This window comes from Pseudomonadota bacterium, assembly GCA_039815145.1.
Classification (GTDB): domain Bacteria; phylum Pseudomonadota; class Gammaproteobacteria; order Steroidobacterales; family JBCBZW01; genus JBCBZW01.
The window spans coordinates 16,281-36,243 of record JBCBZW010000009.1 but is presented as its reverse complement, the minus strand read 5'-3'; the positions used below and the strand labels follow the sequence as shown (position 1 = coordinate 36,243).

The window sequence follows — 19,963 nt, the reverse complement described above, 5'->3', positions numbered from 1 at the left end:
GAATTATGACAACACGGATACCCCCTCGGCGAGGTCAGTGCCCCCTGCTCCTTATGGGACTGATCGCTACGATCGCCAGCGCAGAGCCCCTGGTACTGAACGAATACAACGCGGTGTCGGGGTCAAACTTCCTGAACGGGGGCGACGAGTTCGTCGACGAGGACGGCAACACCTCGCCGCCCTTCGATCCCTTCTTCGGCCGCGTCCAGGGCAACGGCGGCGACTGGTTCGAACTGGTGGTGGTGGCCGAGGGCCTCGACATCCGCGGCTGGCAGCTCGAGATCTTCAGCGACGGTGTGGTGGAGCCGCGCCTGGTCTTCACGGACGCCTCTCTCTGGCAGAGCCTGGAAGCGGGCACGATCATCACCGTAGCCGAAGACGTGCCCGATGATCCCTCCTACGACCCCGCCAACGGCGACTGGTGGATCAACGTCAACGCGGCCAACCCCGAAGACGGCGGTACCGGTGAGTTCATCACCGCGGACAACTTCCCGGTCAACAACGATGATTGGCAGCTGACGATCTACGATGCTGAGGGTAACGTGGTGTTCGGCCCCGCCGGCGAAGGCATCGTCAGCGACGACGGCATCGCCTCGGACATCGGCGTCAACAGTCGCGAAGTGTTCGCCCTGCAGGCCAGCCCCGCCGCGGACATAGGCCGCGACGATCCCGGCTACAACGACAGCAACACCTCGAGCTTCGGCGCCCCCAACGGCGTCCTCGACCAGGTCGCCCAAGACTTCACCCCGCTGCGCACGGACCAGCCCTGGCCCGACCGCGACTTCGACGGCATCTCCGAAGACGGCAACCGCAACGGCATCGTCGGTGACGCCACCTGCATCGGCGGCGCCACCGCAAACTGCGACGACAACTGCGCCCTCGTCGCCAACCCGGGCCAGGCCGACACCGGCGGCATCGGCAACGCCCTCGCCGACGGCATCGGCAACGCCTGCCAGTGCGGCGATGTGAACAACGACGGCCAGGTGCTGCAGAACGACGGCCTGCGCGTGCGCGCCTTCGCCCTCGGCATCCTCCCGCAGCTGCCCTCACCCACGAAGTGCGACGTCAGCGGTGACGGCCTTTGCGACCTCTTCGATGCCGCGGTGATCCTGCGCGCCCAGACGGGCCAGCCCCCCGGCGTGACCCAAAGCTGCGAGGCCGCGGTGGGGCCCGAGGACGAGACCGATCTCCTCTACGCCGCGGACCGGGTGGTGGAGATCGACGTCACCATGGATCCGACCGACTTCCAGACCCTGCGCGAGCAGACCCGCGACATCAACGAGCTGATCGAAGACCCCGAGTGCGGCACGCGCCCCTGGCCGAGCCCCTTCACCTGGTTCCCCGCCGATATCACGGTCGACGGCGCACAGCAGATCAACCTCGTCGGCATTCGCAAGAAGGGCTTCCAGGGCTCGCTCTCCGAGGAGAAACCCGCCCTCAAGCTCGACCTGGGCCGCTTCATCGCTGGCAGTGACATCAACGGCGTCACCCGCCTCACGCTGAACAACGCGCGCCAGGACCCCTCGCTCGTCAAGCAGTGCCTGGCGTTCCAGATCTACCGCGACGCGGGCCTCGCCGCCTCGCGCTGCAACTTCGCCCAGGTGAGCGTGAACGGCGAGGAGCTCGGCATCTACGTCAACGTGGAGGAGGTGGACGAGACCTTCGTCGCGCGCAACTTCAACGATCCCCTCGGCAAGCTCTTCGAGGCGGAGATCAGCGACTTCTGGCCCGGCCCCTGGATCAACACCTGGGACCCGGACACGGAGACCGCCGAGGACGGCAACGAGGAGATCCTCGACCTGGCCAACGTGCTGGAGTTCACCCCCTACGAGACGTTGCTGCCGGAGCTGGAGGCGCGCGTCGACATCCCCTGGTTCGTCCGCTACTGGGCCATCGAAGCGCTCATCGCCCACAGCGACGGCTACGCCTTCAACATGAACAACAGCTTCTTCTACGTCTCCCCGATGGATAACCAGATGCGCTTCGGCCCCTGGGACATGGACTCGGACTTCTTCCCTGAAGGCCAGTCGATCTTCGCCATCCGCTCGGCCCTCGCCCGGCGCATGTACAACCTGCCGGACACCCAGGCCCTGTTCCTGGCCGAGGTGCAGGCGTTGGTCGACACGCTGTGGGATGCGGACGCGTACCTGGCGGAGATCGATCGCGTGGATGCGCTGCTGTCCCCGCGCCTACTGGCGTTGTTCGGTCAAGGTGCCGTGAACGAGATGCGCTTCTTCCAGGACACCTTGCGTAGCTGGCTCAGCAACCGGGAGGGCGATGTGCTCGCGGAGCTGGCCGCGCCGCCGGTGGACGTGCGCGACGTGAAGGTGCCCCACCTGTGTGAGCAGGACGTGCCCTGACCGCCACCGCCCTGTCAGGGGGGTGACGACAGGTCACCCCGCTGCCCCCGATTCGCTACCCTGGAGCCCTCGCTACCACTCGATGGGGCCCTAATGGACCGGATCACTCGACTGCTCGGCGCCGCTATCCTGCTGGCGCCGACCCTGGCCATCGCCGCCGCCGTGACGTTGCCGCCGCCGCAGCCCTACGTGAAGCTGCAACACCCCGCCTGGACCCGTTCGGCGAGCCTCTACCAGATCAACACGCGCCAGTTCTCCAAGGCAGGCACCTTTGCCGCCGTGCAGGCCCAGCTGCCACGGCTCAAGGCCCTCGGCGTGGACATCCTGTGGCTGATGCCCATCCACCCGATCGGCGAGGAGAAGCGCAAGGGCTCCCTCGGCAGCCCCTACGCGGTGAAGGACTACTACGCCGTCAACCCAGAGTTCGGCACCCTCGATGACCTGAAGGCCCTGGTCGATGCTGCCCACGCCCAGGGCATGTACGTGATCCTCGACTGGGTCGCCAACCACACGGCCTGGGACAATCCCATCCGCGAGCAGCACCCCGAGTGGTACGACCGCGACTACAAGGGCGACTACCGCCCCACGCCCTGGTGGGACTGGTCGGACATCATCGACCTCGACTACCGACAGGCGGGCGTACGCGAGTACATGGCGGACGCCATGAGCTACTGGGTGCGCGAGGTGGGCATCGACGGCTACCGCTGCGACGTGGCCGGCTTCGTCCCGCTGGACTTCTGGAAGCAGGTGCGCGCGCGCCTGGACGCCATCAAGCCCGTGTTCATGCTCGCCGAGTGGGAATCGCGGGACCTGCACGCCGAAGCCTTCGACGCCACCTACGCCTGGAGCTGGCACGAGGCCGTACACGACGTGATTCAGGGCCACGCCGGCCTCGACGCCCTCTTCGTCTACTACTCCTGGCGCGAGAGCGCCTACCCCGCCGATGCCTACCGTATGACCTACATCGCCAACCATGACAGCAATGCCTGGGAGGGCACGCAGTTCGAGAAGTTCGGCGACGGCCTCGAGGCCGCCATCGTGCTCTCGGTGGTCGGCGACGGCATGCCGCTCATCTACAACGGTCAGGAGGCGGGCAATCCGCGGCGCCTGGCCTTCTTCGAGAAGGACCCGATCACCTGGCGCGAGCACCCGATCGGTGACCTCTACGAGACCCTGTTCGATCTGAAGGAACGCAACACGACGCTGCACAACGGTGCCCACGGCGCCACCATGCTGCGGGTGTGGAACACCGCGCCTGAAGCCGTGTTCAGCTTCGTGCGGCAGAACGCCGAGGACAAGGTCTTTGTCGCCATCAACTTCAGCGACGAGCCGCAATCGGTGACCTTCTCGGATGCGCCCTTCGAAGGCCGCTACCTGGAGATCTTCACGGGCGAGGACGAGGTGATCGACGCGGACTTTCGGATGACCCTGCCGCCATGGGGTTACCGCGTCTACACCGGTATCGCTGACCGCTAACCTGCGGTCGGATTCGGCGCTCGATCCGGCGCGGCTGCGGCCGGGCGGGGCAATAGCGAGACGATCAACCCTGCGGTCACCAGCAGGAAGACTCCATCGAGCGCCCATCCCATCGGGTCTTCCATCGTGCCTCCCCAACGCAGCGCGTGAAGTCCGACGAGGGTAGCCAGCGTGCACGCACAACCGGCACGCAGTGCGCGCGATACGGCCCGCACGGAACCGGCAAACCACCCGCCCGCGACGAGCAAGCACAGCCCGCCAAGAAATAGCGACACCAAAGGTACGCTCGAGAGCGTCATGGCGAACAGCGCTATCGTCGCTAGCAGAAGCGGTACGCCCCAGACGAACGCCGTCCACACCCGGTGCCACGTGGGCACCGCACGGCCTCGATCGGCTCGGCGCGCCACCCAGATGGACACCCCTCCAGCCGTCACCACACAGAGGGCCAGGCCCATCACAAGGTAGGCGGACTTCACGGCGATGCCGGCGAACCACCCGAAGTGAACGGCGCCAAATGCACCGATGATGAGGTGGCCGACGCCTCGCGGTGGTGCTTCGAGGCGCTGCCCTCGACCGTCGAAGGTCAAGCGTTCATCGAGTTGCAGGTGCTCGGGCGAATCGGTGCGCACCTCGAGGGTCTGCCCCGCAGTGCCGGGCGAGAGCACACGCACGCGGGTGATCCGTGACTCGGGCTGCAAGGCTCGCAGCTGTTCCAACACGGCGCGCACCGGCGGAAGGTCTGCTCGCGTGGCGTCGGCAGCCACCACCGGGCCGGCGATCGCACTGCGTGCCTTGCCCGTGTCGCCGTCGAAGGCGGCGAGGGCCAGCAACCCCAGGATAATCGTCGACAATCCGAGAATGGCACCCGTCACGGTGACCGCAAGATGAAAGGGTAAACACCAGATACCTAGTCGATTGTGTAGATCAGCTTCCTGCAAGCGCTTCGAACCACCCCATCGCAAGGTGAAGGCATCTCGGAACAAACGAGGATGGGACAACACGCCCGAGAAGAGCGACGCCAGCAGGGCGATGCCTACCATACCGACCACCGTCAGGCCGATCGTACGCGGCAGGAAGAGGTAGAAGTGCAGCTCCTTCATGAAATCCAGGAACGGCGTTGCTACCTGCCGCTCACCCAGCCTGCCGTCACGGTCAGCCACCCAATGCTCGTCGATACCGCGCTCGAAGTCGCTGGCGCGCGCCTGCAAACGCGGGAAGGCCTGTGTTGGTAGCTCGACGGAGATACTCTGGGTAGCCTCCAGGGCCTCAGCCCGTGAGTACACCTCACTCACCAGGTCGGCGATCTGCTCATCGCTGATCTCCACGACGACCGGGCCCTCGGGCTGCTCCCAACGACTCAGCTCGCGTTCGAACACGAGGATCGTGCCGGAGAGAGCCACGAGGTAGATCAGCGCCGCAAGCGCCAGCCCCAGGGAGGAATGGCCTGCCAACATCGCCCCGACGAAACGGGCGGGCACCTTCGGCCAGAGATGATGTCGCCGCTCAGCGCTCTGCATGGCAGCCTCCCCCTTATACCAACGCGAGCGCCAGACTCACGCCACCAACGCAGGCCAAGGCAACGGTGAGCTGTAAGACGCGACCGGTCATGAACAACCAAGCCATACACCCGGCCCAAAGCACGGGAATGGCCAACCCCGCCAGTGCGATGCGATCCACTTCGCCGAGTGGCGCTCGGGTAGCGAACAGCATACTGATTCCGAGTGCGAGCAGTCCGGCGACGAAGAACGCCGCTAGCCACCGGACGGTTGCGCGCCAGGCTCGACGCGTTCGCGCTTGCGGGTCGATGCTGGCTTCGTCCGTTGACGAGTTGCGCCGCCCCTCACGGACGCGGCGCGCCCTCCCTGACCGGTGCTCGATACCCGTCAGGACGAGCGCTGGTGCCGCAACGCTCAGCGCCACCAATGCCACCGCGATGCCGAGCTCAGCACCGACCACCCAGCTGCTCGCCGCGGCGCAAGCGAACAGCAAGGCCCAAGCAGCCGACAGGCCCACTCGCCGGCCGACCCGCCCGCCCCACCGCTCACGCAACAGCCAGAGGCCACCGCCGAGTGACGCGGCACTGAGCAGACCCAGCAGTGGGGAAGCGCCCATCAGAAGTTGCTGTCGAAGCGAATGGCAACGATCCGCCGATCGCCGAGGCGCGCGAAGTTCGACGTCGCGTTGGCTAGCGCGAAGTAGTCCTCGTCGAGGAGATTTCGCGCGTAGATGCTGAGGCGGTAGTGATCCGCAAAGGCGTAGCCGATGCGCGCGTTGATCAACGTACGCTCTTCGACGAAATCCTGCGCGAAGTTGTTCTGATCGATCTGCGCTTCGGACTGATAGTTGACGTCGATGCCACCGAACACGCCCCGACCGCGGTCGTAGCTGACACCGGCGTTGAGGGTGAGCTCGGGTGCATAGGGGAAGTCGTTGCCATCGAAGCTATCGGGCGGCGGGGCGGCGTTCGGGAAATCGGTGAATTGCGTGTCGACGTAACCGATCGAACCGTACACGTCGAGGTGGCGGCTCACGGCGAACGCCACATCCGTCTCCACTCCCCACAGGCGGGACTCACCGGCGTTGATCGTGCGGCTGAACTGGGGCAAGTCCTCGAGCGGCACTTGCACCTGCTGGTCGGTCCAGTCCGCGTAGAACACGTTGGCGTTCCAGGTCATGCGGCCGTCCAACCAAACGGAGCGCCAGGCCAGTTCGTAGTTGATGAGGAACTCGGGATCAAAGTCCTCCACCTCGCCGGTGACGAAGTTGATCGCCGAGCCACCGGCGCGGTAGGCACGCTGCACGGTGAACGCCACATTGGCATCCTCCGACACGTGCCAACGTACACCCAGCTTCGGCAGCACGGCGCTGAAATCGGCGTCCGTGGTCTCCACGACATCGCCTTCGAGCGCCTCGAGGAACTCGAAGCCTGGGGGCAGTTCACCGAGGATGTCGGTGGTGGTCACCGTGGCGTTGTCCTGCTCCTCACGATCGAGGCGCACGCCGAACAGCAGGTCCCAGCGATCGCCCATGGACCATTGCCCGTCCATGAAGAAGGCCAGATTGGTGGCGTCGTTGTCCGTCTCCCCGACACGGGTCACGAGGTTGTCGAGGGGGATGTTCGGGTCGATCAGTGTGACGGGCACGGTGAACTCGTCCACGAAACCAACGCTCGTGTCCACGAAGTAGAAGCCCGCGACACCGCTCAGGCGATCGCCCGCGTACTTCAGTCGTAGCTCCTGGGCGAGGGCGACGTCCTCACCGGTGCGATCGAGGGCGGCGATGGGCGCCGGCGTGAGGTCGAAGTCCTCCGTACGCACGTAGTCGCTGTTCTGGTAGGAGGTGATCGACTGCAGGGCGAAACGCTCATTGATCTGCCAGTCGATGTTCAAGGACTGCAGCAGCGTCTGCGTGCCCTCGCGACCCGGCGTGTCGTAGGCCACTTCGCGGTCCCGGCCGTTCTCGAAGGGCACGCCATCCTCACCGGCGAAGTTCTCCGTGTACGAGGTGGTGCTGATGATGCGCAGAGTCGCCGTGGGGTCGAAGAGGAACTTCAGACGCCCCTCGGTAAGCTCCGTGGCATCGGCGGGGGCGTCCAAAAACGTGTTGTCGACAAAACCATCCGTCTCGCGATGATTGAAGGAGGCGCGGAACGCGAGCTTGTCTTCGATCAGCGCCGTGCCACCAGCAATCGCCCCCTGCAACAGACCGTTGTTGCCCGCTTCCAGGCGCGTGCGGACGTCCGTCTCGTAGCTTGGGTCGCGGGTGCGCACGTAGATGGCACCGGCGAGCGCATTGCGCCCGAAGTTGGTGGACTGAGGGCCGCGGTAGACCTCCACCTGGCCCAAATCCCAAGCGCTCAGGGGCCCGAAGAAGGTGGTGAAGTTACCGAGCGGGGCATCGTCCACGTAGACGGTCAGGGTCTGGCCTAAGCCGCTGCCGGCGATACCCCGCTGGTCGATGCCACGGATCGAGAACCCCAAGCCGCCGAAGGAAGAAGACACGTTCGGGATGCGGTCGACCACGTCGTAGAGATTGGCCAGCGGCTCGCGATCGATCACCTCGCCGGTGGCCACGGCAACGCTGGCGACCACGTCCTGCAGGCCGCGCTCGGTCTTCTCACCGATCACCAGCACCTCTTCCACCTCCTGCCCCAAGGCGAGAGGCGACGACAAGAGGACTAGCCCCGTGGCCCCCAGGACGACGCTGAATGGGCGGACGAGACGTCCCGGCGGAATGCTGTTCACGGAGACTCCTATCACGATCGGACACAGGACATGCCGTTCGGCTAGAGCCTAGTCAAACGCAATCGCTAACGCAAATCATTATCGTTACGTATTTGTGACTATCCGTACGATGGCCGCGCTTCGATACCATGGCGGCTTCACAAGTAGCGCCAGTTCCAGGAACGGAGCCCCGATGACTAGCACCTCCACGCCTCTCCCCTTCAAGACCCTCGCGGCAACCATCGTCGTTGGTCTGCTCTTCGCACCAGCGCTACAGGCGCAAAGCTCCCTGAACATCGAACTCACCGAGTGGCGCGTGCCCATCAGCATGGACAGCGACGGCACGCTGTTCGATACCTACCCCGGCGAAGGCCGCACCATGACCCGCCCCCGCGACCCCGCCCTCGATAGCCAGGGCAACGTGTGGTTTTGCGGTCAGGGGGGCAACTACATCGGCCGCCTCGTGCCGAGCACGGGCGAGTTCAAGCGCTACGCCCTCCCCGAACGCACCCATCCGCACAACCTGGTGATCGATAGCGAAGATCAGATCTGGTACGCCGGCAACCGCAACGGCCACATCGGCCGCTTGGACCCGGCCACCGGCGAGATCCAACAGTTCCCCATCGAGAACGACAAGATGGACCCGCACACGCTGGTGCTCGCGAACGGCGGCAAGACCCTCTGGTTCACCGCCCAGCACGCGAACTACGTCGGTCGCCTCGACACCAGCACGGGCGACTACGAGCTCGTGCAAACCCCGTACCCGCGCGCACGGCCCTACGGCATCATGCTCGACAGCAAGGAGCAGCCCTGGATCGCCCTGTTCGGCACCAACCGCATCGCCACGGTGGATCCCGCCACCATGAAGATGCGCACCTACGCCATCCCCGACGAGCGCGCCCGCCCGCGCCGCCTGGCCGTGACCTCCGACGATCGGGTCTGGTACGTAGATTACGCGCGCGGCTTCCTCGGCCGCCTCGACCCGACCACCGAGGAATTCACCGAGTGGGCCGCCCCCGGCGAGTCCCAAGCCATCCCCTACGCCATGACCGTGGACGATCAGGACCGCTTGTGGTTCGTCGAGTCCCCGAGCAATCGCAGCCACCTGGTGGGCTTCGACGCCAAGACCGAGCGCTTCATCGCCCGTGAGGCCATCGCCAGCGGCGGCCTGACCGCCCGCTACATGGTCCACCACCCAAGCTCCGACACGCTCTGGTTCGGCACCGATGCCAACACCATGGTCCGCGCCAGCTTACCCGGACGTTAGCCATGGAAGGACGGGAGATCCTGCAGCCACTGATCGTGCTGGCGGCGTGGACCATGGTGATGTGGCTGTGGATGTACGCGACGCGTATTCCGGCCATGAAGGCCGCTCGGGTGGAGCCGGATCGACTGGCCCAGGATCCTGAAGCATCCCTCGATCGATTTCTGCCGCCGCCCGTGCAGTGGAAGGCGCACAACTACAACCACCTCCACGAAGCGCCCACGGTGTTCTACGCGGTGGTCATCGCCCTGACCCTGCTGGGCCAAGGCGGTGAGGGCCTGAACCTGCTGCTGGCCTGGGCCTACGTCGGGCTGCGTGTGATGCACTCGCTGGTACAAGCCACGGTGAATCGCGTCCTCGTGCGCTTCGGTCTGTTCGTGCTGTCCTCGCTGGTGCTCATCGCGTTAATCGTGCGCACCGCCCTAGCCGCCTGGTGATCGCGACGTCGCGGCCGCGCGTGGGCTAGGGCGATGACACTCACCTTCATCCTGGAGATGCTCGGCACCGCGGCCTTCGCGGTGTCCGGCGCCCTGGCCGCCGCCCGCAAAGGCATGGACATTTTCGGCTTCCTGGTCCTCGCCCTGTTGCCAGCGGTAGCCGGTGGCACCTTGCGCGATTTGATCCTCGATCGCGTACCCGTGTTCTGGGTGGCGGACGTGCGCTACGTGAGCGTGGCGATGATCGCGGCCGTGATCGTGTACGTCACGTCTTACGAGCCCGGTGGGCGGCGCCAGGTGCTGATCTGGATGGACGCCATGGGCCTTGCCCTCTTCGCCGCCCTCGGCGCGCAGGTGAGCCTGCAGCACGGTGCCGGTGCCCTCGTGGCCGTCATGCTCGGCGTCACCACGGCCGTGGCCGGCGGCATGATCCGCGACGTCATCTGTAACGAGATCCCCCTGATCTTGCGCGGTGAGATCTACGCGACCGCCGCCTTCGTCGCCAGCGCGGTGCTGGTGCTGTGCGTTCGCCTGGGGTTGGGCGCTCAGGTGGCCCTCGCGCTAGCGGTGCTGTTTGGCTTCGGCGTTCGCGCTAGCGCAATCGCCTTTGGATGGTCACTGCCGCAAGCAAGACGCAGCAAAACACGCCTGTAGGCTGCCGCCAAGAGATCAGGTCGGGAGACCTCGCTCATCGTGGCGAGGCCTCCCTGGGAGATGCCGCTGCACCAGCATCTCCACTACCGCACACACACTCGGCGCCGCGACGTCCTGGATCAGGAGTGGGATCGCAACGCCCAGCCCTTTCTGCATGCGTCGTGCCAGGACTCTTACCCCTTTGGAATCAGAGCAATAGCGAGAAGCCCCGGCGATCCACGCGCACGCATGTAAGTTTCTTCGTCGATTACATAAGTGATCAGGTGTGTACTTGAGTTTATCGATGAGGCTGTCATGCCGTGAGAGATCGCACTCAAGCTCACGGACCCGGGACGTGTCGATCAACCATCCCCGCCGATCCTCGGGGCAGCCATCAGCGCAACGCAGAGCGCGCTGGTTCTCAATTCGTCATTGCACTCCGCCGCCACCAGAGCCATTCCCTTGAGACGATCGAATCAGTAAGGCAAAACAGGACGGTCAGATCTGCCCCTTAAAGACGATGCCCACGTGACATCAGACCCTACATCCCCCGCGAAGTCCCCTCGCGCCATCTATCGACGGATCACTCTCGCCTACCTGTTGGCGCTGGGCCTCACGGCTGCCGCCGCTAGCACGGTCTTCGCTAGCGTCCACGTCCTGATTATGTCGCAGGACGAAAGTGCACGCCTAATCAACGTCAGCGGTCGTCAGAGAATGCTCTCGCAGCAGATCACACTTCTCACGCGAGAAACCGTCAACGCGATCGGCTCGAGTGAGCGGACTCAATCGGAAACTCTCCTCCGTGAGGCCTTAGGAGAATTTCACACCAATCATCTGGTGCTGTCGCACGAGCACGGTCTGCCCGGGACACAGACTCAACACTCCGACGCCCTGCGTGACATCTACGAGGGTGAAAACTCACTCAACGCGTACATTGCTTGGTTCGAGGGTGAGATCGAGCAGCTGCTTGCCGCCTCTTTGGTCGATACAGCGACAGCTAGTCGCCTGGACGCCCTCTCCCGATTCGCCCGCACCACTCTGCTGACGAGGCTGAACGATGTCGTAGATCAACACGAGAGCGAGTCTCACGCCCGAGTGCGTACGATTCTGCTAGCAGACATCGCTATCTTCGCCCTCACCATGACCCTGTTGATCTGCGAGGCGCTCTTCATCTTCCGCCCCATGGCTCGCGATGTTGCTGAGCGCACACAGTTGCTGCAAACGACCCGTGATCAGCTCGATCACCAAGCCAACCACGATGAGCTTACGGGCCTACCCAACCGACGCTTTCTTCGGAGCGTAGCGAACGAGCAGTTTAGAGCCGGCAAGCCCCAGGCGGTCATGCAAATCGATCTTGACGGTTTCAAGCAAGTCAACGATGTGCTCGGCCATGCCGCTGGTGATGCGCTCTTGCGTGAAGTGGCATCACGCATGCAACGCTCCCTGCGTGAGTCTGACTGTGTAGCACGGGCAGGGGGTGATGAGTTCGTTGTCGTGCTCTCGCAGATGGAGCACGAGGACGATCACGCGTTGGTGGCGGAACGGCTAATCCAGCGTGTATCTGAGCCCATCACCGTCGCCGGGCGTGCGGTGGAGGTGGGGGCGAGTATCGGTATCGCGTTGGCCGGGAACCGCGATCTGCCGTTCTACGAGCTACTCGGTGAAGCGGACGTCGCCCTGTACGAAGCGAAGCACGGCGGCAAGGGAACTTGGCGAGTCTATCGACCGGAGGGCGTGCACGAGAGCACCTCATCACCCCAACTCGCCGAACCGCCGACCGACTCCGGGCACAGACAGCGATCAGCTGCGCTCGCGTCTTCGGCGTAGGAAGCTCTTGAGGCTCGAACCCGATACGCAGCGAATACGTCTGCGCGACCGCCGCCCTAGGTGAGCACTGTCGAAACACCGAGCAGGCCGCTCGGTTCAGGTCGGCGCTAGCATAGGTGTCGCCCTCGCCTGCGGCCGCGAGCTGCCCTTCAATGAGCTCCTGGGGGAGGCCGATGTGGCGCTTTATGGGGTGAAGCGACGGGGCAAGGCTACCTGGGAGGTCTACCGCGCCGAAGGCGTTTGTGGCGCCAAGTCTTCTCCGCCTGGCGCACACGTTGATGCGACGGAGAACTTGATCCTGGCGGTACCAGCCCAGCCGAGCTGAGCGCGCTGACGTCTCGCCTATCGCAGCAGGCGCCGCGCCACGTCCACCAGTCCGTCCGCGTAGCGATCCGCATCGATCTCGCGCGCACGCCACTTCCAGGGCTTCAGGTAACCGTCCTGGATCAGGGCCATCAGCGAGCTCGCCGCAAACTCCGGCAGGTCCGCCCGAAACTGCCCCTGCGCCTGGCCGCGCACGATGATGTCCTGCAGGTGATCGCAGATGCGCAACTCGATGTTCTTGGTCTCATCCTGCTGCGGTCGCGGCAGGCTGCGGGTCTCGAAGTAAAGGAAGCTGAACCAGGGCTGCAGCAGCTGGGTCGCGTAGACCTGCTGGCGCAGGGCCGTCTCCATCGCCTCCACCGGATCCTCTATCGCGGCCACCGCGTCGATCAGCTCCTGGCAGAGCGCTTCGACCAGGGCCTTGGCCATGAGCACGATGTCCTCCTTGCTGGAGAGACACGAGTAGAGGCCGCCCATGCTGATGCCCGTCTCCGAGGAGAGCTGGCGCAGGGACATGGCCTGGAAGCCGATCTGATTGGAGAGCTTGAAGGTGGCCGAGAAGATCTTCTCGAGGTTGCTAACGGCGAACTTCGCCTTCTTCGTGCGCAGCTGATCGCCGTGGCGGGCGAAGATCACCTCGTAGAGGGCGCGCCCCCGGTAGGGGAAGGCGCGCTTGAAGGAGGCGAAGTCCCCGGCCGGCAGCGGCCCATTCGCCGCGAGCAGGGGCGGGGAAGACGGCGAGCCCGTGGCGGGCTCGCCGTCGCCGACAGTCGATGGATCGGGCGTGCTCAACTGGCCTCAGCGAGCGACGCGCCGTCGCGACCGCCGGTGCCAGCGGTCAGATCGCGGGAGGCTTCGATCTCCTCCAGCGACGCGAAGTGATCCACGTGCACGATCTCCATCACCCGCTCCAGATGGCCACGCAGGCCCGACGCTTCCTCGGCGGTCAGAATGCCTGCCTCGGCGGCGGAGGTCACCATGTCGAGGGGCATGGCGCGCGGGATCTCGCCGTGCTTGGCGGCGCGGGTGACGCGACGCTTCAGCTCGGAGAACTTCGGCGCTTCCAGGAACACGGCGTTGACGAAGCCGAGCGGGTTGCCCGGCGTGACGTCGAGCACGGCGCCCTGGATCAGGGACTCACGGGTGGCCGTGGGCGTGGCGACGAGCTTGGCCACCCGACGCGACAGGCGATCGGACGGCGCACGGGTCTTCACGCCCCACGGGTGGGTGACCATGCGCAGGCCCATGGCGATGGGACGCACGGGGAAGTTCGCGAGCACCTCGTCGAAGGCCGTGAGGTAGCGATCGATCAGGTAATCGAGGGACCACTGCACGGACGGCAGCTCTTCCTCGGGACAGCCCGCATCCTCGTAGTCCTTGATCACCATCGACGCCAGGTAGAGGTTGCTCAACAGGTCGCCCAGGCGAGCCGACAGCATCTCCATGAACTTCAAGCGCCCCTGGAGCGTGAGCATCGCGACGTCCGCCGTCAGGGCGAAGTTGGCGCTCATGCGGTTGAGCTTGCCGTAGTACTCGCCCAGCGGACCCTCGTTCGGCGAGCCCTGCAGGCGACCGCCCGTGAGGCCCATGACCAGCGAGCGGGCCGCGTTGGTCAGGGTGAAGCCGACGTGGTCGAAGAACACCTTGTCGAAGGCGTCGAGGGTCTTGGCGCTGTCCTTCTGCCCCGCGAGCTGCATTTCCTGCAGCACGTAGGGATGGCTGCGGGTGGCGCCCTGGCCGAAGATCATGAGGTTGCGGGTCATGATGTTGGCCCCCTCCACCGTGATGGCGATGGGAATGCCGCCGAAGTAATCGGCTAGGTAGTTCTTCGGCCCGCGGATCACGGCCTTACCGCCATGGATGTCCATGGCATCGGTCAGGGCGATGCGGGCAAGCTCCGTGCAGTGGTACTTCAGGATGGCAGACGCCACGCTCGGCTTCTCGCCCTTGTCCAGGGAGACCGCCGTTTGCATGCGTGCCGCCCGCGCGATGCGCGAGAGGCCCGCGATGCGTGCCAGCGGCGCCTGCACGCCTTCGAACTTCGAGATGGGCAGGCCGAACTGCTCGCGCAGCGCCGCGTAAGCCGAAGTACCGGCGAGGGCGCGCTGGGCGATGCCGCTCGCGCCCGAGGGCAAGCTGATGCAGCGGCCCACGGAGAGGCAGTTGACCAGCATGGTCCAGCCCTTACCGGCCATCTCCGCCCCGCCGATGATCTGCGTGAGCGGGATGAACACGTCCTTACCGAAGATCGGGCCGTTGAAGAAGTTATCGCCGCAGGGCATGTGGCGACGGCCGATGTCCATGCCCTCGAGGTCGCGGGGCAGGAGGGCGCAGGTGATGCCGTAGTCCTTGGTGTCGCCGAGCAGGCCGTCTGGATCCTGCATGCGGAAGGCGAGGCCTACCAGCGTCGCGATCGGCGCCAGGGTGATGTAGCGCTTGGAGAAGTTCAGGCGCAGGCCGAGCACTTCCTCACCTTCCCACATGCCGCGACAGACCACGCCCGTGTCGGGCAGGGAGGTAGCGTCGGAGCCGGCCGTGGGGCCCGTGAGGGCGAAGCAAGGAATCTCCTCGCCGGTGGCGAGGCGCGGCAGGTAGTGGTTCTTCTGCTCTTCCGTGCCGTACTTCAGCAGCAGCTCGCCGGGGCCCAAGGAGTTGGGCACGGTGACGAGGTTGGCGACGGCGTTACCGCAGGCCTGCAGACGCGCGACCACCTCGGTCTGCGCGACAGCGGAGAGTTCGAGGCCGCCGTAGCGCTTAGGAATGATCATGCCGAAGAAGCGTTCGCGACGGAGCACGTCCATGATCGGCTCGGGCACTTCGCTCCAATCGCGGTTCAGCTTCCAGGGCTCGGAGAGGGCGCACACCTCCTTCACGGGGCCGTCCAGGAAGGCCTGCTCTTCGGGCGAGAACTCCGCCTTGCCGTACTTGAGCAGCTTGTCCCAATCGGGGCGACCGGAGAACAGCTCGCCGTCCCACCACACGGTGCCCGCGTCGATCGCTTCGCGCTCCGTGTCCGAGATGCCCGGCAGCGCCTTGCGGTACCAGCGGAACAGAGGCTTGGTGAGCAGCGCCTTGCGCAGGGGGCGCGCTGCTAGCACCGCCAGCGCCAACGCGACCGCGCCGTAAACCACCACGATGGGCGTGATGCCACCGGAAAACAGAGCAGCGCCCACGGTGAGGGCGGCCAAGGTGCCCGCCGCGACGGCGGTGGTGGCGCCGAGGGCGGCGAGCAGAACGCCAGCTCCCAGCAGCACGAGCAGGGCGATGAGGATCGTCATGCGTTGTTCTCCTCCGGGGCCGTTTCGGTCCCCGCTACAGAGCCGGCCCCGAAGCCGTGGCGGCCGGGGCACCCAAAAACGAGCGGACGCTCGCTTTCATTTGAGTCTACGGGAGCCACCCTCGCGGGTAAAGGAAATCCGCTCTTTTAGCTTCTATTCCATACATTTCAACGAGTTAAGGGAACATGGCGTTGCCCATAAGGCATGGCTCAGCAGCGGGGATGAACATCCCTTGTCTGCGGCAGCGCAACATGGGCCGCCTCGCACCGTCAGATCCTTCGACGTGATCGCGAATATCTGATCACGGGAGCGCTGCGATTGGCGCCGGTCGCGTGCCCCGCCACACCCCCTTACACAACCGGAGAACACGACCATGATGCTCAACGACACCATCAACCACCGGCTGCCACGCGCCGTGCCCACCGCCGCACTGCTCATCGTCGCCCTGGGCGCCACACCCTCAGCCTTCGCGGTGGGTGACGGCTCACCCTTCCTCGTGGACGAGAGCGCCGTGCCCGAAGCCCGCGCCAACATGCTCGAGGCCGACAGCCTCGACTTCACCTACCACGCCTGCACGCAGTTCCCGCAGGCTCGCCGCTACCAGGAGCGCGGCTACCTGTGGTTCTCCTCCTACCAGGACGACACCGCCGTGGTGCCCTCTCAGCTGAACGGCATCGACGTCAGCGACTACGCCATGTACATGACCTACGACTATCGAGGCCGCCAGGTGGGTAACGTCCAGGGCACGCCGAGTGGCAGCCGCTTGAACTACCTGGCCATCCCCAACGGCGCCGTCACCGAGATGATCCTCGATCCGCTGCAGGACACGGTGATCGAGATCGTGGACTGCACCGTGCGCATCAGCGGCGACACCGACGACCTCCTCGTGGGCGTCTCCACCGCGCTTTCCTACGGCGAGAAGAGCGAGACCGACGGCGTCGCCAACGGTGATGTCGAACTGCACTGGGCCAACTGGCTGTTCACTGACTTCGGCCGGGCGCTGTTCGGCAATCCGTCCGAATTCAACTTCCTCGTGATGAACGGCAACGTCACCCAGTTGAACGAATTCCTCGGCCAATTCCATGAACCCGAGGGCTCCGGCAACGTGTTCTGGACCGCGCAGGATCCGAAGGGCGACTGAGCACGAACGATCGCGGACGGTGCCGCAGCGCACCGTCCGCAGTTGCACCGCTCGCGCGCCCTTAGGTCTACAATCGAGGGCAGGTCCTTAAGCGAAGTAAGCCACGGGAGCGTGCCCATGCGATTGGTGAAACATCTGCTGGCAGACAAGGGAGACGAGATCGTCTCCGTGACGCCGGACAACACGGTGCTCGACGCCATCAAACTCATGGCGGAGAAGAGCATCGGCGCCCTCCTCGTGCTCGAGGACGGCAAGCTCGCCGGCATCGTGTCGGAGCGCGACTACGCCCGTAAGGTGATCCTCCTCGGCCGCGCCTCCGACGCGACCCCCGTCCGCGACATCATGACCGCCGACGTCATCACCGCGCGCAGCGATGACTCCGTGCGCAAGTGCATGAACACCATGACCGAGCACCGCTTCCGCCACCTGCCCGTGATGGATGACGAACTGCTCGGTGTGATCTCCATCGGCGACCTGGTGGCCGCGATCATCGCCGACCAACAAGAAGAGATCGCTCAACTCGAACAGTACATCAGCAGCTAACGATTCCCGTGATTCCTCAGTTCACCGACCAAGAAGCGCGGCTGATCGGCTGCCTGATCGAGAAGTCGATCACCACCCCCGACCAGTACCCGCTCACCCTCAACGCGCTGGTCAACGCGTGCAATCAGAAGTCCTCCCGTGAGCCCGTCATGTCCCTCACCCAGGGCGAGGTGGAGCATGCGGCGCGGGCCCTCGAAGATCGACACTTGCTCACGCGCCAGGAAAACCTGCGCAGCAACAGTCGCGTCGACAAGTACTCGCACCGCTTCTGCAACACGCGCTACAGCACCCTGCAGCTCGATGAAGGCGAGGTGGCCGTCATGTGCCTCCTGCTCCTGCGTGGCCCGCAAACGCCGGGGGAGCTGCGCACGCGCAGCGCGCGCTTGCACACCTTCGATGACAACGGCGCCGTGGTGAGCAGCCTCACGGGGCTGATCGAGCGTGATCCGGATCCGCTGGTGGTCAAGCTTCCGCGCCGGGCGGGACGCAAGGACGCGGAGTACATGCACCTGCTGTGCGGCCCGATCGATGTCGAGGCCTACGAAGCCCAAGCACCGGCGCCGGGCTCGAGCGGGGGCAGCGCCGCCTCACGGGCGGAGCTCGAAGAACGGGTGACCCGCTTGGAGGAAGACGTCGCGCGCCTGAAGGCCTTGATCGAGGAGCGCTAGTGCCCCGTCACGTTAGTCCGTTGAAGAATACGCACGGGGCTTTTTGTTCCTGAGTGCGGCGCGACGACGAGCGTGGCAGGCCCCACGGGGAGGAGGAGCAACGTGCTCAGGGGCAAAAAGCCCCGTGCGTATTCTTCGACGAACTAACGTGACAGGGCACTACCGCGCTTCCTTGACGCCGAGGCGCTCCTGCATCAGGGGGCTGGTCGTGGTGTACTGCAGACGAACCTTCTCATCAGGTGCCACGATCGCCTTGATCGCGAAGGCCGCGAGGGCCGCCTCGTGGAAGCCGCTCAAGATCAGCTTCTTCTTGCCCGGGTACTGGTTGATGTCGCCCACCGCGAAGATCCCCGGCGCGCTGGTCTGGAACTTCTCCGTGTCCACGGGGATGGTGTTGCGATGAAGGTTCAAACCCCAGTTGGCGATGGGCCCCAAGGCGGGACGTAAGCCCCAGAACACCAACACCTGATCGGCCGGCACCTCGTGCATCTCGCCCGCGAGGTCACGCACCTCCAAGCCCGTGAGCACACCGTCGCTCTCACGCAGGGCCGTGGCGGCGCCGATCAGCGAGCGCATATCACCGGCCTCGCAATGCGCCTGCATCTTGGCCACGGAGGCGGGCTGCGCCCGGTACTCCTCGCGACGGTGGATCAGGGTCATGCTCGCAGCCCGCTCGCGCAGCTCCAGGGTCCAGTCGAGGGCCGAATCGCCACCGCCCATGACCACCAAGTGCTTGCCCGCGTACTGATCGGGATTGCTGACCTTGTAATGGATCTGCTCACCTTCGTAGCGATCCGCCCCCTCCACGCGCAGCTTGCGCGGCTGGAAGGAGCCCACGCCGCCCGCGATGATCACGGTCTTGGCCATGAAGGTGGTGCCCGCGCTGGTGACGACGCGAAAGCCCTCGCCCTCCCCCAGGGGCTCCACCACCTGCACCTCCTGGCCGAGGTGGAAGGTGGGATCGAAGGGCGCGATCTGCTCCATCAGGCGATCGATCAGCTCCTGGGCGCCCACGATGGGCAGGGCCGGGATGTCGTAGATTGGCTTGTCCGGATAGAGCTCCGTGCACTGGCCGCCGGGCGCCCGCAGGGCATCCACCAGATGCGCCTTGAGGCCCAGAAGGCCGAGTTCGAACACCTGAAACAGGCCACAGGGGCCGGCGCCGACGATCAGCACGTCGGTCTCGATGGGCGTGGTGGTGGCGTCAGTCACGGTCGGAGCGTCCTAAGGGTCGGCGGCGGGCAGGGACCGGCAGGATAGTGCCTGACGATCTACCCTGCAATTCGCCGCACCGCCGCTCGCCGCGGCTAGACGTACATCCAGGAGAACATGCGCCGCAGCTCCTCCTCGCCCACGGGCTCGTTACCCGTTGTCAGGCGCAACGACCCGGCCGCGGGATCCGAGCACAGCACCACCGGACGCTCATTGCGAAGCATGTCGACGATACGGTCGTAGGCCGAGGTGGGCAGCGTCGCCAGGACCACCCCGGTGTCCTCCTGCACCGACGCTGGTACCTGCGACTTCGCATCGGCGCGAAAGGCGATCGCGGCGAGCAACTCGCGGCGTTCTCCGTAGAGGTAAAGGGTGGCGTCCGGCCCCGCCTCGGCACCGCCGAGCGATAGCCCGCACTCGTACTGTTTGATGTGATGGTTGGATGCACCCATGGGTCGACTCCTGCGCACTTGCGCGATGGGCGGTCGGCACCAGCCGGCGTCGCTCCGCGTTTGCACCGATCTCGACCGCCTCACACGACGCAGGCGTCGAGCACACCTCCATTGTATCGCTCCGG

At 65.3% G+C, this 19,963-nt stretch carries 16 protein-coding genes; 9 read left to right on the top strand and 7 right to left on the bottom strand.

Features of this window, described 5'->3' with window-relative positions:
• The first annotated feature begins 5 nt into the window (after positions 1 to 5).
• Both AAF184_04460 and AAF184_04455 read left to right on the top strand, forming a co-directional pair.
• Entirely contained in the window at positions 6 to 2,360 is a 2,355-nt protein-coding gene (locus AAF184_04460; protein ID MEO0421562.1) for a CotH kinase family protein, read from the top strand.
• A gap of 93 nt (positions 2,361 to 2,453) precedes the next feature.
• On the top strand, positions 2,454 to 3,836 hold the full coding sequence (locus AAF184_04455; protein MEO0421561.1) for an alpha-amylase family glycosyl hydrolase: 1,383 nt from the start codon (positions 2,454 to 2,456) through the stop codon (positions 3,834 to 3,836).
• Here AAF184_04455 and AAF184_04450 read toward each other — a convergent pair.
• The 3 genes from AAF184_04450 to AAF184_04440 are packed head-to-tail and all read right to left on the bottom strand — an operon-like array spanning position 3,833 to position 8,080.
• On the bottom strand, positions 3,833 to 5,353 hold the full coding sequence (locus AAF184_04450) for a PepSY-associated TM helix domain-containing protein (GenBank protein ID MEO0421560.1): 1,521 nt from the start codon (positions 5,351 to 5,353) through the stop codon (positions 3,833 to 3,835). The genes AAF184_04455 and AAF184_04450 overlap by 4 nt on opposite strands.
• A 13-nt stretch (positions 5,354 to 5,366) precedes the next feature.
• A complete protein-coding gene (locus AAF184_04445) occupies positions 5,367 to 5,948 on the bottom strand; it encodes a hypothetical protein (GenBank protein MEO0421559.1) in 582 nt (193 codons plus the stop codon).
• Positions 5,948 to 8,080, bottom strand: coding sequence for a TonB-dependent receptor (locus AAF184_04440; GenBank protein MEO0421558.1), 2,133 nt, complete (start codon positions 8,078 to 8,080; stop codon positions 5,948 to 5,950). Before AAF184_04440 ends, AAF184_04445 begins: the two co-directional genes overlap by 1 nt.
• A gap of 172 nt (positions 8,081 to 8,252) precedes the next feature.
• On the opposite strand from AAF184_04440, the gene AAF184_04435 reads away from it, so the two are divergent.
• The 4 genes from AAF184_04435 (at position 8,253) to AAF184_04420 (ending at position 12,220) form a co-directional block, all read left to right on the top strand.
• A complete protein-coding gene (locus AAF184_04435; GenBank protein ID MEO0421557.1) occupies positions 8,253 to 9,326 on the top strand; it encodes a lyase in 1,074 nt (357 codons plus the stop codon).
• Positions 9,327 to 9,328: 2 nt separating this feature from the next.
• Positions 9,329 to 9,760 (top strand): MAPEG family protein, encoded by a 432-nt coding sequence (locus tag AAF184_04430; protein MEO0421556.1) that lies wholly within the window; start codon positions 9,329 to 9,331, stop codon positions 9,758 to 9,760.
• A 33-nt stretch (positions 9,761 to 9,793) separates the two neighbouring features.
• Positions 9,794 to 10,414, top strand: coding sequence for a trimeric intracellular cation channel family protein (locus tag AAF184_04425; protein MEO0421555.1), 621 nt, complete (start codon positions 9,794 to 9,796; stop codon positions 10,412 to 10,414).
• 507 nt (positions 10,415 to 10,921) lie between these two features.
• Complete coding sequence (locus AAF184_04420; GenBank protein ID MEO0421554.1) at positions 10,922 to 12,220, top strand: diguanylate cyclase; 1,299 nt, start codon at positions 10,922 to 10,924, stop codon at positions 12,218 to 12,220.
• A 342-nt stretch (positions 12,221 to 12,562) separates the two neighbouring features.
• Here the strand turns inward: AAF184_04420 and AAF184_04415 are convergent, their stop codons facing one another.
• Both AAF184_04415 and AAF184_04410 read right to left on the bottom strand, forming a co-directional pair.
• Positions 12,563 to 13,336: a TetR/AcrR family transcriptional regulator gene (locus tag AAF184_04415; GenBank protein MEO0421553.1), complete on the bottom strand. Its 774-nt coding sequence runs from the start codon at positions 13,334 to 13,336 to the stop codon at positions 12,563 to 12,565.
• Entirely contained in the window at positions 13,333 to 15,822 is a 2,490-nt protein-coding gene (locus AAF184_04410; protein ID MEO0421552.1) for an acyl-CoA dehydrogenase, read from the bottom strand. Before AAF184_04410 ends, AAF184_04415 begins: the two co-directional genes overlap by 4 nt.
• A gap of 373 nt (positions 15,823 to 16,195) precedes the next feature.
• Between AAF184_04410 and AAF184_04405 the strand changes: the two genes are divergently transcribed.
• From AAF184_04405 to AAF184_04395, 3 genes are all read left to right on the top strand, one after another.
• Entirely contained in the window at positions 16,196 to 16,963 is a 768-nt protein-coding gene (locus AAF184_04405; GenBank protein ID MEO0421551.1) for a hypothetical protein, read from the top strand.
• A gap of 117 nt (positions 16,964 to 17,080) precedes the next feature.
• The gene (locus tag AAF184_04400) at positions 17,081 to 17,506 is read left to right on the top strand and encodes a CBS domain-containing protein (protein MEO0421550.1); all 426 of its coding nucleotides are present in this window, start codon (positions 17,081 to 17,083) and stop codon (positions 17,504 to 17,506) included.
• An 8-nt stretch (positions 17,507 to 17,514) separates the two neighbouring features.
• Positions 17,515 to 18,174 carry a YceH family protein gene (locus AAF184_04395; protein ID MEO0421549.1) on the top strand — a complete coding sequence of 220 codons (660 nt, stop codon included), beginning with the start codon at positions 17,515 to 17,517 and terminating at the stop codon, positions 18,172 to 18,174.
• A 159-nt stretch (positions 18,175 to 18,333) separates the two neighbouring features.
• Here AAF184_04395 and AAF184_04390 read toward each other — a convergent pair whose 3' ends face one another.
• Positions 18,334 to 19,386 carry an NAD(P)/FAD-dependent oxidoreductase gene (locus tag AAF184_04390; GenBank protein ID MEO0421548.1) on the bottom strand — a complete coding sequence of 351 codons (1,053 nt, stop codon included), beginning with the start codon at positions 19,384 to 19,386 and terminating at the stop codon, positions 18,334 to 18,336.
• A 95-nt stretch (positions 19,387 to 19,481) separates the two neighbouring features.
• On the bottom strand, positions 19,482 to 19,838 hold the full coding sequence (locus AAF184_04385) for a hypothetical protein (GenBank protein MEO0421547.1): 357 nt from the start codon (positions 19,836 to 19,838) through the stop codon (positions 19,482 to 19,484).
• Positions 19,839 to 19,963: the final 125 nt, after the last annotated feature.